Origin of the sequence: Vibrio sp. 10N.261.51.F11 (assembly GCF_041471665.1) — a bacterium.
Lineage (GTDB): Bacteria > Pseudomonadota > Gammaproteobacteria > Enterobacterales > Vibrionaceae > Vibrio > Vibrio crassostreae_C.
Genome location: NZ_JBFROW010000047.1, coordinates 72,811 through 88,198 on the forward strand (window position 1 = coordinate 72,811; position 15,388 = coordinate 88,198).

18 protein-coding genes and 1 pseudogene are annotated in these 15,388 nt (G+C 44.7%); 8 read left to right on the forward strand and 11 right to left on the reverse strand.

Annotated elements, in window-relative coordinates:
• Positions 1-111: 111 nt before the first annotated feature.
• Positions 112-1,152, forward strand: a complete 1,041-nt coding sequence (locus AB4351_RS16020) for an acyltransferase (protein ID WP_136982295.1) — start codon at positions 112-114, stop codon at positions 1,150-1,152.
• 125 nt (positions 1,153-1,277) lie between these two features.
• Here AB4351_RS16020 and AB4351_RS16025 read toward each other — a convergent pair whose 3' ends face one another.
• Both AB4351_RS16025 and AB4351_RS16030 read right to left on the reverse strand, forming a co-directional pair.
• Positions 1,278-2,156, reverse strand: a complete 879-nt coding sequence (locus AB4351_RS16025; protein ID WP_108110853.1) for a 6-carboxytetrahydropterin synthase — start codon at positions 2,154-2,156, stop codon at positions 1,278-1,280.
• A 232-nt stretch (positions 2,157-2,388) separates the two neighbouring features.
• Positions 2,389-2,843 (reverse strand): annotated as a pseudogene (locus tag AB4351_RS16030) (helix-turn-helix domain-containing protein).
• Positions 2,844-2,953: 110 nt separating this feature from the next.
• On the opposite strand from AB4351_RS16030, the gene AB4351_RS16035 reads away from it, so the two are divergent.
• Complete coding sequence (locus AB4351_RS16035) at positions 2,954-3,415, forward strand: YHS domain-containing (seleno)protein (RefSeq protein ID WP_372126549.1); 462 nt, start codon at positions 2,954-2,956, stop codon at positions 3,413-3,415.
• On the opposite strand, the gene AB4351_RS16040 is transcribed toward AB4351_RS16035, so the two are convergent.
• A complete protein-coding gene (locus AB4351_RS16040) occupies positions 3,412-3,534 on the reverse strand; it encodes a hypothetical protein (protein WP_017061529.1) in 123 nt (40 codons plus the stop codon). The two genes, AB4351_RS16035 and AB4351_RS16040, sit on opposite strands and share 4 nt — an antisense overlap.
• Positions 3,535-3,583: 49 nt before the next feature.
• Between AB4351_RS16040 and AB4351_RS16045 the strand changes: the two genes are divergently transcribed.
• Entirely contained in the window at positions 3,584-4,219 is a 636-nt protein-coding gene (locus AB4351_RS16045) for an START domain-containing protein (protein ID WP_017061528.1), read from the forward strand.
• 42 nt (positions 4,220-4,261) lie between these two features.
• Here the strand turns inward: AB4351_RS16045 and AB4351_RS16050 are convergent, their stop codons facing one another.
• From AB4351_RS16050 to AB4351_RS16065, 4 genes are all read right to left on the reverse strand, one after another.
• Positions 4,262-4,786 carry a hypothetical protein gene (locus AB4351_RS16050; RefSeq protein WP_017067247.1) on the reverse strand — a complete coding sequence of 175 codons (525 nt, stop codon included), beginning with the start codon at positions 4,784-4,786 and terminating at the stop codon, positions 4,262-4,264.
• An 8-nt stretch (positions 4,787-4,794) separates the two neighbouring features.
• Positions 4,795-5,181, reverse strand: a complete 387-nt coding sequence (locus AB4351_RS16055; protein WP_372126554.1) for an MAPEG family protein — start codon at positions 5,179-5,181, stop codon at positions 4,795-4,797.
• 626 nt (positions 5,182-5,807) lie between these two features.
• Positions 5,808-6,275: a YjiG family protein gene (locus AB4351_RS16060; RefSeq protein ID WP_102393339.1), complete on the reverse strand. Its 468-nt coding sequence runs from the start codon at positions 6,273-6,275 to the stop codon at positions 5,808-5,810.
• Positions 6,275-7,012 (reverse strand): nucleoside recognition domain-containing protein, encoded by a 738-nt coding sequence (locus tag AB4351_RS16065; protein WP_017061525.1) that lies wholly within the window; start codon positions 7,010-7,012, stop codon positions 6,275-6,277. The genes AB4351_RS16060 and AB4351_RS16065 overlap by 1 nt, the downstream gene beginning before the upstream one ends.
• Positions 7,013-7,537: 525 nt before the next feature.
• On the opposite strand from AB4351_RS16065, the gene AB4351_RS16070 reads away from it, so the two are divergent.
• Together AB4351_RS16070 and nhaD are read left to right on the forward strand one after the other, a co-directional pair.
• On the forward strand, positions 7,538-7,714 hold the full coding sequence (locus AB4351_RS16070; RefSeq protein ID WP_017061524.1) for a hypothetical protein: 177 nt from the start codon (positions 7,538-7,540) through the stop codon (positions 7,712-7,714).
• Positions 7,715-7,975: 261 nt separating this feature from the next.
• A complete protein-coding gene (gene nhaD, locus AB4351_RS16075; protein ID WP_017061523.1) occupies positions 7,976-9,415 on the forward strand; it encodes a sodium:proton antiporter NhaD in 1,440 nt (479 codons plus the stop codon).
• A gap of 14 nt (positions 9,416-9,429) precedes the next feature.
• Here the strand turns inward: nhaD and AB4351_RS16080 are convergent, their stop codons facing one another.
• From AB4351_RS16080 to AB4351_RS16090, 3 genes are all read right to left on the reverse strand, one after another.
• Positions 9,430-9,816, reverse strand: coding sequence for a hypothetical protein (locus tag AB4351_RS16080; protein WP_017061522.1), 387 nt, complete (start codon positions 9,814-9,816; stop codon positions 9,430-9,432).
• 171 nt (positions 9,817-9,987) lie between these two features.
• On the reverse strand, positions 9,988-10,470 hold the full coding sequence (locus AB4351_RS16085; RefSeq protein WP_017061521.1) for a methylated-DNA--[protein]-cysteine S-methyltransferase: 483 nt from the start codon (positions 10,468-10,470) through the stop codon (positions 9,988-9,990).
• Positions 10,471-10,495: 25 nt separating this feature from the next.
• The gene (locus AB4351_RS16090) at positions 10,496-11,872 is read right to left on the reverse strand and encodes an AlkA N-terminal domain-containing protein (RefSeq protein ID WP_372126550.1); all 1,377 of its coding nucleotides are present in this window, start codon (positions 11,870-11,872) and stop codon (positions 10,496-10,498) included.
• A 236-nt stretch (positions 11,873-12,108) separates the two neighbouring features.
• On the opposite strand from AB4351_RS16090, the gene AB4351_RS16095 reads away from it, so the two are divergent.
• Entirely contained in the window at positions 12,109-12,312 is a 204-nt protein-coding gene (locus tag AB4351_RS16095; RefSeq protein WP_017061519.1) for a hypothetical protein, read from the forward strand.
• Positions 12,313-12,495: 183 nt separating this feature from the next.
• Here the strand turns inward: AB4351_RS16095 and AB4351_RS16100 are convergent, their stop codons facing one another.
• The gene (locus AB4351_RS16100) at positions 12,496-13,386 is read right to left on the reverse strand and encodes a LysR family transcriptional regulator (protein WP_017061518.1); all 891 of its coding nucleotides are present in this window, start codon (positions 13,384-13,386) and stop codon (positions 12,496-12,498) included.
• A 154-nt stretch (positions 13,387-13,540) separates the two neighbouring features.
• Between AB4351_RS16100 and AB4351_RS16105 the strand changes: the two genes are divergently transcribed.
• Complete coding sequence (locus AB4351_RS16105; protein WP_017061517.1) at positions 13,541-13,894, forward strand: DUF413 domain-containing protein; 354 nt, start codon at positions 13,541-13,543, stop codon at positions 13,892-13,894.
• Between the two features lie 606 nt (positions 13,895-14,500).
• Positions 14,501-15,301: a glucosamine-6-phosphate deaminase gene (nagB, locus tag AB4351_RS16110; RefSeq protein ID WP_017057618.1), complete on the forward strand. Its 801-nt coding sequence runs from the start codon at positions 14,501-14,503 to the stop codon at positions 15,299-15,301.
• Positions 15,302-15,388 lie beyond the last annotated feature (87 nt).

The following is a 15,388-nucleotide window of genomic DNA, read 5'->3' on the forward strand; positions in this document are numbered from 1 at the left end:
TTCAAATAATCAATACAAGCCTTAAAACAAAGGTCGCAACCCTTGATTTAGCGCTAACTGATTCAATAAAAAGGCTGTTAGATTCTACGAAAATTTTCTTAGAGATCTGATATGTCTTCCGTTCAACATACGCCTTCACAACACATCGCCAGTATTGAGTTGGGTCGAGTGATTGCTATCTTGGCGATCATTGGCTTACATGGCCAAGTGGCACTCACTTATTGGCAAATAGATGAAGTGCCTTGGATCGGTTATGTACTCAACCAAACCGCTCGTTTTGCGGTACCTCTGTTTTTCCTAATTTCCGGTTATCTTATTCAGCCCAAGCTGACTGCCTCCCCGTGGCAAACCGTCATTAATTACTCTAAACCACTGCTTAAGGTTTGGTTAGCATGGAGCATCATTTGCTTAGTGATGCCATTCAACCTCGCGAAGGTAGAAGAGTTTGGCTACCTAGGTGAGCGCCAAGGCTATTGGGGTTTCTTAATGAACACGCCACTTAACTCTTTCTTAGAGGGTGGATTGGTTCATTTATGGTTTATTCCCGCTCTCGTATGTGCAGTTTTGATCATTGCTTTGATAGTCGAAATGAAACTCGACAAACTGCTATTACCAGCGGCAATTGCACTTTACGTCTATGGTGTTTTAGCGGGCAGCTACGCAACGCTAACCGGGTTAGAAGCACCTTTCTTCACGCGTAATGGCCCGTTCTTTAGCACGTTAATGGTGACCTTAGGTTTCCTTATTCGTCAGAATCAATGGAAGGTGTCATCAACTAAAGCGTTGGGGTTATTAGCGTTAGGCATGTTGATTCATTTTGCTGAGGCATCATGGCTCACCACGTTCGACGTCGGATTCAACATGAATGATTTCTTGTTTGGCACGGCGCTATGGGGGATGGGCGTGTTCATGTGGCTTTTAGCAAATCCAAACATGGGTAACTACGCTTGGGTTCGCGCCATTTCAAATCGCATGCTAGGTATCTACGTCAGCCATTTGCTGATCATTATCGTGTTGTTCAATGTCTGTGGAGTTTTAGGCATTACGGAATTGGCAAAAGACGTTACGGTATTTTTTGGCACCGTATTGTTGAGCTTCGGGTTGGTTGTTGGAATCGAAAAAACACCACTGCGACGTGTGCTGCTTCGTTAGTGTTTGTGCCTAACATCATCAGCTAAATCAGTTTTAAAGAGTCACAAAAAATAAAGGCAAGATAACGGATTATCTTGCCTTTATTTCATCATGTCAGTAATGAGACTGTGTCACTCGCTGGAGTGTTATCGGAACGCCATTGCGCCCTTGCCAACACCTTCATAAGCGACGATTTGTAGTGATTGGTTCTCTGCTAGGCTAGGTTCAACTTGATCCGCGATATAGCCAGCAAGTAATTCCACCGTGGTATCTGTCGGTAAAATTTCCGTCTCACTCTTAGCAATCGCTAGCTCAAATTCGCCTTGTGGCGCGGTGTAGCGGAAGCCATAGTGACTTTCATCATTAACACTGTTCGCGTTTTCACTCAGGTTAAGTGATGAAACTGAAACTTGGTCTTCTTTAGAACCTAAATAAATGTCTTCCCAACGCTGAGCAAATGCTTGTTCACGTTGCCCGTCACGCTGACCATCGACCACGATTTCTACTGGAGAACGGTGACCATGCGCGATGCGCTGGCAGTTACCATCATGCTTTTTCAAACCGTGAGTATAGTGGTAGAACGCACCATTAATGTTTTCATGGCGAAGGGTAATCTCTAACCCTGTGACGTTACTTGGAAGGTTGTCGCGAAGAATATCATAAACATGAGCGGTCACACTCTCGATGGTGATCGCTTCAGCGTCAATCAGACAGTAAGCTTCATCAGGGCAGTGCAGGTGCAGGCTCTTGTCACCACGCAACACATCTACCTTAGAGTAACCGGCTTTGCTTGCTTGATGCACGATTGCAGAGTTTTTCATTGGCAGCAGTAAGCGGTGGTCAACATGTTGATCAACCAACTGTTTGATCTGCTTTTTGACCTTACTAAAATCCAGCACCATGCTCATTTCATTAAGTTCACCAGACATGGTGACATCTAAAATCCAACTATCTCCTACGACCCCTCGGTGTTCACAGATGTATGAAGAATCGATAACGGTAAGGTCTCTTACAAATAGGTTCAAGTTGAACTCCTTAATACTTTAATGAGATACGGGAGGCTGAATAATGTTCAGCAGGCACTTCGTCTCATTGGTGTCTAGATAAAATAGGACGGGCAGGATGTTACAACGAGCTTATAAAGTCCACCTTTTTACACCCTCTTCCGATAAAAGAACAAACTACATACAATTTCCGCTAAAACATAGACCAGCCAGATACGAATAGCCATAAATCGGGTGGGGATTGCCTGCCGTTTCACGACGCATTTTGCTTTAGCCAAAGGCGCGGCGACACTCCGGCAACATGTTGAAAAGCACGTGAGAATCCTGAATAGCTATTGTAACCCACTTCATCAGCGACCCAATTGATCGGCTTATTTTGCAATAACAGAGATTGAGCAACAGAGACTCGCCACTTTTGCACATAATCTCCCGGCGTTTCACCCACTTCCCGTTTGAACGCTTCAATAAACTGAGTACGAGACATCGCGGCCAGTGACGCCATTTCGGCAAATAAACAATGCAAGGCTGCGACAAATGCCTGTGTTCCGTGTGAGCGCTAGACAAGCTCAACTCCCCCGCGCTCAATACATGAAGGTGGCCCTCTTTACCTTGTTGCGCGTTAAATGACGATACTCCACACAGGTTTCCAGAATAGAAAACGCCAGTGCGTATCGAGAAGTGTTCCATTAGTTGTGAAAGCAGATCCATGCATCCTCCGAACGATTCGCTTAGTTTTTAGTTCTTTTGTCCCTCTATAGACCGGACGAGTGGGCTAAATTATTTCAAACAAGATAACCAACACTGACAAGGAACTTGATATGTCACACATGAAATCGACCAGTCAAAAAATCACTCTAATGGCCGCGTTACTAGGCACCAGCTTTTCGTTAATGGCAGCAGACCTTGATATGAGTGTCGACAGCAATAACCTCGCAATTAAAGGCTATGATCCTGTCGCTTACTTTGCCAATGAAGGTCCAGTAAAAGGCACATCTGAGTTCACAGCGATCTATAACTTTGCGAGCAGTGAAAACAGAGATGAATTTCGAGCCAATCCAGAAGCCTATGCCCCTCAATATGGCGGTTACTGCGCGTTTGGAGTAGCCATGGGTAAGAAGTTTGAAACCGACCCTCTCGCTTGGAAGGTGGAAGATGGAAAGTTGTATCTGAACTTAGACAAATCGGTTCAGAAACGCTGGCTGGAGAATACACAAGAGTTCATCCAAGACGCCAACAGCAACTGGACAACCATCAAAACCGTAGAAGCCTATAAGCTCTAGCCTACAGCGCTTATCCATTGCCCAAGAATAAAACGGAAGCGACCGAACGCTTCCGTTTTCATTGGGATTTTCCCCAAAGAGGCCAACCCAAAGCGATTGGCAACACCTACTAAGTCCATTTCTATTCTATACTCCTAGCAGATAAGCTTTTCTTTTTATGGAAGAATAATGACATTACCTAAGATTTTGGTACTCGGCCTTTGCGCCCTATCGACACTGACTTATGCCAACCCATGGCAGTTCGTCAAAAGTGAAGATGGCATCATGATTGATAAAAGGCCACACAGCGAAGGCTTGGTCGAAATACGAGCACAGATGCAAACGCCCACCACTTACTCCGGTTTTTTACTGTTATTGGAAGACAGTGAGAACGTGCCAAACTGGATAGATAATGTATCGCAAAGCCGTGTGTTGATGCAGATATCTGAAGATGAAAACATCGTCTATACCCAATTCAAAGCACCGTGGCCTGCCAGAGATCGAGACATGGTGACCTACTCAAAATACAGCATCGAGGGTGGGCAGTTTGTTTTGTCGATAAAGGATGCGTCGAACTATTTGGCGAAAGAGTCGGGGTACATTCGAATCTACGATGTGGACGCACTTTGGACACTGCAACCGCTGACTAATGGCAATACCTACATCACCTACACCGCGTATGCGAACGCAGGGGGCATCTTGCCAAATTGGTTGATGAACAAGTTATCGATAGGCAGTGCACTGAGCACGTTTAAGGGGCTAAAAGAACAGTTACCAAAGTACCAAGGCCAACAGCACCCTAACCTGCCAAATGAGTCTCGCTAACGATACAAGTCGATAAGTAAATGGAGGCATTAAGGTTAAAGATTAAGGTCTTCTAGCGAGGTCGCGAGCTAAGATAAGCGCCAAGCCAAATACTTGAAGAAACAGGGCGATGTTCTTATAGAAAGCCATTTTCTCATCAAGCCTTTGGATTAACTCAACCAAGGTCAGGTTATCCAAATAGTAATCATCGATTCGAGTTCGTTGCGCTTCTTGTGCACTGTTTATCAGCATCATCAGTTTCGGTAAGTGAGCCAAAGAGATACTTGGCACTTCGCTACTCACCCAACGCCTAAGTTGCCCACGCAGTGCTTCGTCGAGAACCGTGGTCGGCTGCACCGTTTCTAGTTTATCAAGGTGAATCAAAATCGCTTCACGCTTGCGCTCTAGGGTTTCAATCGTATTCCAAGCAAGCTGTATTGAGTACACATTGCCGTATTTGCGATCGTTGTACTCCGCTTTCTCAGCTTCAATTTTATCGAGCACCAAGCTCGACATGACAATCGCCATGATGTTGAGTATCAAGCCTGCGAGGACAATCGCCCAAGCAGGAGGAAGACGCAACGCCATAATGCTCCCTAGAACATTTTATCAAAAGGTAGGTAAGCTAAGTTTAGGACAATCAAAGAGATCATGCAGATAAGCGTTAACACCATACCCAATTTTCGACCTTTGAAGTTCTTCGCTAAGATCCCTTTCGCATGAATCACACGCCCCAGAATAAACGCCACACCAATGACATGAATCAGCCACACACCGGCGCCATTCATCTCTAACAATCCCATCAAAATAACGGTGATTGGGATGTAATCCATAGCATTACTTTGTGCCGAACGTGCTATCTGTAACGACTCGACACCGCCATCAGCATGAGCAACAAGATTGATTCGCCTTTGCTTGATCACCTCTATTGCTAACCAAATCATTACGATCGTCAGCAAGGCTGCGTAAAGTGCTGTAACCATCATATTTCCCTATTATTTTGTGTTTACTCAGTGTTCTTTGTTATCTGTTCGACAACACCCGCCGAGATAAAATGAAAATCGCACCCGAGTACTTGTAAGAGATCTCTCACACCGAACGTAAGAGATCACAATCAAGCTTCGCAGAAAATTCCTAAAATACAAACCCAAGCCCTTGTTTTGTATGAATCCACGCATATTTCTTTCGATCAGTGGGTACATTTATTTCTTAGGGTGGATTGTGAGCAAAGCCTCTGCAGTGTTTAATACACATGTCGACAGGGAGTTGGCAGGAACAGGAAAAAGCCTAACGGATTAGGTATCTTCAGGATGAAGATTTGATGGCTTAGGATGAGTTATCAGCAAGGAAGTTATGCTCTAGGATAGAGTCGCTTATCAGGATGATGAGTTTGCAAGGACACCGCTAGGACGGCGATGAATTGGATAGGTTAAAGGATTTAGCCACGTCAAGGAACGATGCAGGGAGCACCAGTTACCTATTGAAAGATAAGTAACGCGCAGTAGCAGGATGGCTACGAAAAGAATAGACCCCGTTTGGTGAAAGCCAAACGGGGTTTCCTTTTTTGTAACGTCTGAAAGCTGTTCGCAGCTAACCGTTCAAAGTCACGTTACAAAATAATGTTCATCAAGAACATTGCACCTAACGCATTCAATACCGAAATCGCGATCATCACCGGGATGTAGCGACCTTCAGTACCAATTGGTCCCATAATACGGCCCATGTATTGCACCTGAGAGCCCATCAAGTAGATAGCTGGCGCCAAGATAGCTATATGGTTGCCGTTCAGAATACCTTGGTCAAACAGCGTGATAACCACGCCCACCGCGCCACCCATCGACATCCACGCACCGATCAATACCGCTGCCGCTTCGCCAGGTAAACCAAATACCGCCATAATTGGAGCAAATACACTGCCCATCAAATCCAGCGCACCCGTTATCTGCAATGCCTTGATGATCACAAACGCCATCAGAACATTCGGTACCGTAGAGGTAGTCGCAATAACCCAGCCTTTCTTAGCACCTTCAACGAAAATATCAGTAACCATTGGTTTCTTTGCTTTAACTTCGCTCATTATGCTACTTCCTCTTCCAGTTTTTGTTCTTTGTCTGATTTTGGTTTGTCTTCTTTGCCTTCAGTAATGTTGAGGTAAATACGGAACAGATTCGCGCCGACAAACTTAAAGATAAACATCACAGCGACAGCCAAACCAATTGACGATGTCACCGCTAAAGAGCCGTCCATCGCGGTTAGAGTGAACAGCACCGCACCTGAAGAGAAAAAGTTAACGATCGCCGCACCCGCCGTAAACTGGAACATGGTGAACACATCGGTTTCACGCTTAGTCAGATGTCCTTCGTCTTTCAGCTGACGTGTCATCGCTGCGCCAGCATCGGTACTTTGCAAAGAAGCGATCAGTGCCAAGCCTGAGTTACCCGGAATACCCATCAGAGGGCGAAGCAGAGGTGTCAGTAGTTTACGAGCCGCATCCAGTGCACCGTAGTGCTCAAGTACGTTGATCATACCCAGTGCAAACATCACGGTCGGAATAAGTGTCAAAGCAAAAATGAAACCGTCGCGAGCACCACTACCGCCTTTACCACGCAGTGACGTCGTTGCCGCTTGAATACCATCGGCCGTTTCACTCACATCGTAAGCGACCTTACCAAATGAACCGTTGAGCGTTGTAAAATCGAACACTCCATACCATTCATTGGACTGCATTAAGCCTGAAAAGAACACCATCGCGAACGCGAGTGCGATATAGCTGCCGATCGTGACTTTACGATCGGTTTTGGTTGGATTAGTCATAAGGACCTCTATACATCTCGTTTATGTGGAACAGAACACGTATAGATAGTGCAAACTAATGAGCGAAAGGTTAATGACCAAAATCAAATAGCGTATCGGTTTAAATAAAAGAAGCACAGCAACATATAAAACTGTGATTTGGATTTAAAAGCAGGACCATACGCTAAATAAATTAGAATATTTCACATACAAAACTAAAAAATCTTGCTTCAACAGCGCAACCAAAAACGCACACAATCGCCACACAAGTCTGGCTTCTAGTGAGAAGTTTTTACCTAGTGCGATCTCTGATAATGCTGTAAGAGATCTCTTACATTGTTTTTCTGGTCAATTTTAATTCGATTATAATACAGAGACTTAAAAAGTGATTTTGCTTCCAGAACGCAACCGTTTTCCCTTAGTTGATTGAGTTTTGAGCCAAGCGCAAACAGTGAGCCATTTTATAAAGAATTTGAGCTTAATTCGAAATTTCAGCCCTCAGAGGTGCTATAGACTTCGCGCAGCCAATATAGAAGGAGAACGGTGATGACTATGGAAATGAGAACGCTTAAATATCAAGTAATGGGCAAAGGCATGTGGATCACTGCAACAGTATCTCGCGTAGTAGCGGACAAACTTGCGCTTGAATACCAATCCTATGGCTGGCCTGTTGAAGTATGTGCAGCAGAACAAACACTGACGTTTGATCTCAATGCTGCATAATGTTGGCAATTTCGAATAAGCTCTATCGGCACTGAGTCCGGTAGGGCTTTTTCTTTGGTCTTTAGTCTTTAGTCTTTAGTCTTTAACTTAAGTGTGGAAGACAGTAATTTTGAGTATGTAAGACCGTATTTCGTTCACATCACAGTCTATTCCTTTCATTATAATCTATTGAATTATTAAGATATCTATCACACTGCACATGGTTATTTAGGTCTACTCTTTTACCCGTGTTAATAACTTATTAACTTCGGAGCGTAATCCATGTTAGGTATCCAGCTTTCTGCTGTTCTCTCTTTGTTACTCTTTTCTTCGGTAGCAGGTGCTGCCACTTCTCAGTTGGGAGAACCACTCAAGCTCACCAACTCATTCGCTGGCTACCTATCCCTGACCATTTTCGTTGTCGCCTACATCGTGGTGATGATGGAAGAGTACCTAAAGCTCCGAAAATCTAAGCCAGTGTTACTTGCAGCAGGACTGATCTGGATAATCATTGGTTTTATCTACCAAGAACACAACCTTGTTGAAGTCGCTAAGCAAGCACTCGAACACAACTTACTGGAATACGCTGAGCTGTTACTTTTCCTACTCGTCGCCATGACCTACATCAGCGCCATGGAAGAGAGAAGACTGTTTGATGCGCTGCAAGCGTGGATGGTGGGCAAAGGCTTTAATTTCCGCTCTCTGTTCTGGCTAACCGGTATTCTGGCCTTCTTTATCTCACCGATCGCCGACAACCTCACCACAGCTCTATTGATGTGCGCCGTGGTTCTGAAAGTCGCAGGATCTAACCCTAAATTCGTTAACCTAGCCTGTGTGAATATCGTGATAGCCGCTAACGCTGGCGGCGCGTTCAGCCCATTCGGTGACATCACAACGTTGATGGTGTGGCAGGCTGGTTATGTGAGCTTCAGTGAATTCATTCCCTTATTTATTCCTTCAGTGATGAATTACCTCGTCCCTGCAATGATCATGTCTTACTTTGTTCCCACAACCCAACCCGACACGGTGCATCAGCACGTTGAATTAAAACGCGGTGCAAGACGCATCGTGTTGTTGTTCATCATGACCATCGGCACTGCGGTTGCTTTCCATGCCGTACTCCACTTCCCTCCAGTAATGGGCATGATGATGGGGCTGGCGTATCTACAGTTCTTTGGTTATTTCTTGCGTAAGACCTTACCAAATTCACTGGCGAAGAAAAAAGCGGTGGCGATTGCCAACAATGATGGGGGGGCATTGAAGCGACTCGGTTCAGTCGTGCCCTTTGATGTATTTCGAAGAGTGTCCCATGCCGAATGGGACACTCTGCTGTTCTTCTACGGCGTGGTAATGTGTGTAGGTGGCTTGAGTCTACTGGGATACTTGGAGCTTGCCTCTGGCGTGATGTATAGCCAATGGGATCCAATTTGGGCCAACATCATGGTGGGGATCTTATCTGCGATTGTCGATAACATTCCGGTGATGTTTGCCGTGTTATCGATGGAACCTCAAATGTCGATGGGTAACTGGCTACTGATCACCTTAACCGCAGGCGTTGGCGGCAGCTTGTTATCTATTGGTAGTGCGGCAGGTGTGGCGTTAATGGGCGCGGCGCATGGCAAATACACCTTCTTTGGCCACTTGAAATGGATGCCAGTGATCATGATTGGCTATGCCGTCAGTATCGCTGCACACCTATGGCTTAATGGCGATCTTTTCTAATTCGGAGATCTTTTCTAGTTCGAACTGTCTTTCACAGGCTTATCTACAAGTGTCCAGACGTTACTCAATTGTATCGCTGGACATTGGTTGCAAGTTAGCATCTCGCCCTTCTGTTGAATGCGCATCACTAGTCTAGAGTCAGTTCGGCTGCTTCCAGAGTTGAATTCAATGGTGATCAAGTCATCATCAACACGATAGGTTCGAGTCACGGAATTATCCGTTGTTTGATAAGTCACTTGCCCGGATTCAAAAAGTAGATAACTGTCATTATCTGCGTTCTCATACATACCTTTGAACAGAGCAAGCTGTGGAACCTCGAAAGGTCGGCTGGTATCAGTTAAACAACCTGTCAGCAATAATGCAGAGCTGCAGCCAGATATTAGTAAGGGGAATCTATTCATTTGGGCATCCTTGCCTAGAGAACATAGTCAAAGAATATGCAACCAAATCGATATCCCCCAGAAAGCGTTGATTTTAATTCAAAGTCATATTTTAAGAACCACTCGCCTTCACCATTAAGTAGTACGAGATATTCAGCCAGCATCTCGACAGGCTCATGGCTAAATCGCTTGCTAGTCTTGCTCTCTTCCCTCTATCACCAATAAGTGCTGTTTACGTTCTACGCCACCTGCATAACCCGTCAGTTTGCCGTTTTTACCAATCACACGGTGACACGGCACAATCACTGAAACCGGATTTTTGCCATTCGCCAAACCCACAGCACGAACGGCTTTCGGATTGCCTATCGCATCGGCCAGTTGTGCATAGCTCCAAGTCTCTCCATAAGGAATGGTCGTCAGCGCCTGCCAAACCGACTGCTGAAATGGCGTGCCCTTGGCTGCAATCGGCACAGAAAACTGAATAGCTTCGCCCGAGAAATAGCGATTAAGCTGCTCGATAGCCAATGCAAAGATCGGAAAGCTATCATCTTGAACACCCAACGGTTCCGGCTTGGTGGTATGTGTCTCGAACCAAAGGCCGAGCAAGCCTTCATCGTTCGCCTGTAACGTCACGGTTCCCAATGGGCTCTCATAGTAAGTAAAACGGTTGTCCATGATATCTCCTAGCTTAGTATTCCGATTAAGACTGATTCCAACAGTGGAACGTGGCGTAACTACCCCAAGGCGAAACACTCTCCGTGTTGATGGCGGGGCGATGCTCAATAAACTTCTTCACCACCAAGTCACCAACCAACAGATGATTAGGTTCGCTTAACCCGCGAAGCAGTGCATATTGAATAGTCCAAGGCCCAATCCCTTTTAGCTCAATCCATTTGGAAGGATGCTCAGCTTCATTGTCGACCATGTATTCTGCAAAACGCTTTAGGGTCTCTTTGCGGCTTCCCGGCATTCTCAAGAAGCTAACATCAGCGTCCGCTATCTGTTTTGGTGTTGGGAAGCTGGCTTTCTCATGTTCATCAGAAAGCTCTTTGACCAATAAGTTAAGCTGACCAATCGCCGCGGTTACCGAAACTTGCTGTCCTAGAATCGCTCTCACGCCTGCCTCCCAAGCACTCCACACGCCAGGAATACGGATACCACTCTTAGCCACCAAGTTAGGATCGATAGTCGTAAAGAACGTCTCAACCTTGGCAATATCGACATCAAGATCAAACATACGGCGGATATTCGCAATCAAGCTTCTTAATTGGCTTATATCATCCAACTCGAATTCAATATCCAAGCGGTTATCTTTGGCTAAAGTCGCCTTGAACCAACCCTTTGACCCGTTCACATTTACCGTGCGCTTATAATAATCTTCGCCAACGCCTTCTAAGCCCTCAATCATTCTTCGTCGATAAAACCTCAACAAGTAGTTCCAATCTAAGGGTCCATGAAAACCAAGCTGAATATGATTACTCTGAGTGTCACTTGGCTTCGCTCGCCTAATTTGGCTTGGCGAAAGCTGCAGCTCTTTTTGAAAGGCATCATTAAAACGGCGCGTACTATTGAAGCCACTAGCAAAGCCGACATCAGTAATGCTCATGCTACTGGTGTGCAGCAACTGCTTGGCAAACATCAATTGACTGTACAGACTATATTGCTTGGGTGACACGCCGATGTAATTGTCGAATAAGGTTCGTAAATAACGATCTGAAATACCTAACCGCGTTGCAAGGTCGACGATAGATCCTGAATTCAGAGCGCCATTATCAATCAACTGCATCGCACGTAAGAAAGTGGTTTCGACGCCCTTCCAAGCCGGCGAAAAAGGTGCGCTGTCTGGTCGACAACGTAAACAAGGACGATATCCCGCTTTCAATGCTTGAGCTTGATGGGAAAAATATTCGACGTTTTCTTCTTTGGGTGGTGTGGCTGGGCAAATCGGGCGACAAAAAATTCCTGTCGTTTTCACCGCTGTAAAAAACATCCCATCAAAGCGAGCATCTCGTGCATATCGAGCCAAATGGCACTGCTCACTGGTTAAGCTGCTGTTGTGATTGATCTTTTTCGACATGCCGTACTCTTCCCACTTACCATAGCGTTTGATCCGATACCTAAAAGTTTACCGTGAACCACCATTGTCGCTAGCCACTTTCGGAAGCGAAGGTCAGATAAATCACAAAAAAGGGTTTTAATTTTATTCAATTCGACTAAATTTAACCTAGAGAGGGCATTCTTCTCACAACGTCAACGATCGGTACTTAGCACGCCAAGATGCAGAGACCTATCGAATATAAAAAGGAAAAGGCTATGGTTCTACACACATGTCGTATTGTTTTATCAAATCAACAGGTTCTCACCAGTCAATCAGTCGAGCAGTCTCTAAGCTTTCTTGAAGACAAAGCGGACAACGGGATTTCTATGATCGAGATTGACGCAACGGATGGCAATCAAATCCATTCGTACATGTCACACTCTCTTGAAGAGTCTATTGAGAATCTAATGAACCTATAAGGCTTTTAATAAAGGCTACACATACCAGGCCTAAACGATATTTATGGAATTAGAAACGATCTCTAGTTCCGAAAAGAAGTACATTTCTGGTTTAAAACAAAAATGGCTCCCAACTATACAATTAGTTGGGAGCCATTTTTTATTCAATCTAATCAGCAAAGCCACTGCTTACCGCGAATGCCGTTACTCAGGTGCTTGTTCAGCGGCTTGCTGCAATGTGTAAGCCGTCGATGGGTCAATCTCATTAACCAACTTCTCAACCTGCATGATCGCATCAACCGAGGTACTGCTTTTACGGTAGCTCAGATAAATTGGGAGATACCAGTCTTCAACCCCTTTCACCTTGTGCAGCTGACCCGAATCGATAAAAGGTTCGACTAGAGACACCGGAAGATACGCACTGCCGCCTTTCTCTAAAATGAAATCGAGGGCGATACGGGCTGTAGAGGTACGTAGGTACGGTGCTGGCACTTTAGGGTGACGTTCTGCGTGTTCAGAACCAAAGCGCGTTCCCCAATCCACATAAACATACTTATGTTGAAATACAGATTCCAGATCATCTTGCTGCGTTGATACCAACACCAAAACCAAGTCAGCGACTTTTTTACAGTTCAGCTCTTCTGCTTTGATCTGATCGAACGCGAAAGCCATATCTAAGGTTCGTTCTAACAAATTACGGTTCAGTTGCTCGCGCCCCATCACCTCTGCCATAAAGCCGTAACCACCAAAAGAGTCGGTTACCACACTTAAACAGTTTTGCAGATACGCATCCCAAATATTCGGCGTGCCGCCCAGCGTTAACTGCAAGGCTTTACCACTCTCTAACGACAGCTCAAATTTGGCTTGTTGTAGGGTGGACACCATCACTTCGGCATAACCAATCAAACGTTCACCGGAAGATGTGAGTTTGATGTTATTGCGGTCACGAATGAAGAGCTGAGTATCAAAATAGCCTTCAAGCTGTTTGATCCGCGCACTCACCGCCGCTTGTGTTAAATACAAGTTTTCAGCTGCACGCCCAAAATGGCGCACCCTTGCAACCTCAAGAAAGGTTCTAAATACTTTCACATCCATCAAATACATCTCTGTAATAAATCTGCTAACTAGCCGATCTAGGATTGTTTATCGTAAAGGCAAAAACATTTTGTTTCCTATTTTAGCCTTTTAACAATATTTTCGCGTGAGCAATAAACACTAATTTCTATCTAACCACATTACTGAGGCTGATATGTCTGAGACCGAATTCCGACACGGAAAAAAACGTTTTTATGACACCATTAAATTCCCGAGAGGGTTCGCTAAGTCGGGTGATTTTACTCTTTCAGAAGAGGAAATCCTAACCTTGTTTGGTGACACTATGCTTGCACTTGAAACTGGTGAACTAGCACCAATCAATGCAGAAGAAAAACACTTCATTAAAGTGTTGTCTCACCCTCATAAGGCAAAGTCCAAGTTAGAGCGTGTTTGGTTGAAGTACATTCAACTGGCTCGTGGACGCCGTCGCTTTCACACCCTAAACGGCTGCAAACGCGGCGACGTATCTAGGGAAGAATACGAAAGTGAGTTAGTGTTAGAAGATTAGTAAAATCGCTCAAAGTGATACCTCATCACTTTGGGCTTTTTTTTGCCTTCAAACACACATCTTCTTTGTAATTGGTAAGTTTAGCCAACCTATCCATTTTTACCAATATTTATATACAATTCATAGCGATAGCGTGACTAAAACACAGCTCTCGTTCAATCTTATGGGTATTCATCCCACTGAGATTCATCGTTCTTCATCCTGCCCCTGTCTTTTATCACGATAGCGCTCCATTGCCATCATTATTTTTCTAGTTTCAACTATACGCTCAACGCTTGTTTATACTCGAAACACGTTAATGCACCAAAATTCGTCAATGGTTCGAGCGATGCCATTATTGCAATAATCGTATCAAGGCATAGAAACACACCAACCCTTTCAGGTGCTGAATTAGATCAACATTGCTGTATATGACAAACGTATTAATCTTGTTTAACGCCACCAAATATCCATACAATAATTGTGCAATTTTGAGAGTTCCAGTCACAGTTACGACGAAAAAAGCAAAAACTTGACCTAAAACAATAGCGGAACTGGATAACTTATTTTATAATGCGAATTAATGTTTCAGAACACTATAAAATTTTATTTCTAGGGGCAAAATCAATGAGACTTATTCCATTAAGCAACAAAGCTAAAGTAGGTAAATGGGCTGCTCGTCATATCGCAGATTCAATCAACAAGTTCGCTCCAACGGCTGAGCGTCCATTTGTACTAGGTCTTCCTACTGGTAGCACACCTCTAACTACTTACGCTGAGCTAATTGAACTTTACAAAGCTGGCGAAGTTAGCTTCAAGCACGTTGTAACATTCAACATGGATGAGTACGTTGGCATCGACCCTAACCACCCAGAGTCTTACCGCACATTCATGCACGAGAACTTCTTCAACCACGTTGATATCCAAGCAGAAAACATCAACCTGCTAGACGGCAAAGCTGAAGATATCGATGCTCACTGTGCAGCATACGAAGAGAAAATCCGTTCATACGGCAAAATCAACCTGTTCATGGGCGGCGTAGGCATCGACGGTCACATCGCATTCAACGAACCAGGTTCTTCTCTATCTTCACGCACTCGTATCAAAACGTTGACTGAAGACACTCGTATCGCGAACTCTCGTTTCTTCGATGGCGACATCAACCAAGTTCCTAAATACGCACTAACTATCGGTGTTGCGACTCTTCTAGATGCAGAAGAAGTGATGATCCTTTCTCTAGGCCACAACAAAGCTCAAGCGCTTCAAATGGCTATCGAAGGTTCTGTAAACCACATGTGGACTGTTACAGCTCTACAGATGCACCGTAAAGCTATCATCGTTGCTGATGAGCCAGCTCAACAAGAGCTAAAAGTTAAGACTCTACGCTACTTCCAAGAGCTAGAAGCTGAGAACATCCAAGACCTATAATTCCTATAGTCTTGAATAGCAGGGCGTTTTTATAAAGAGAGCGTCTTGAATAGAAAAAGCCACTGAATGAACTGACCCCCAATAGTT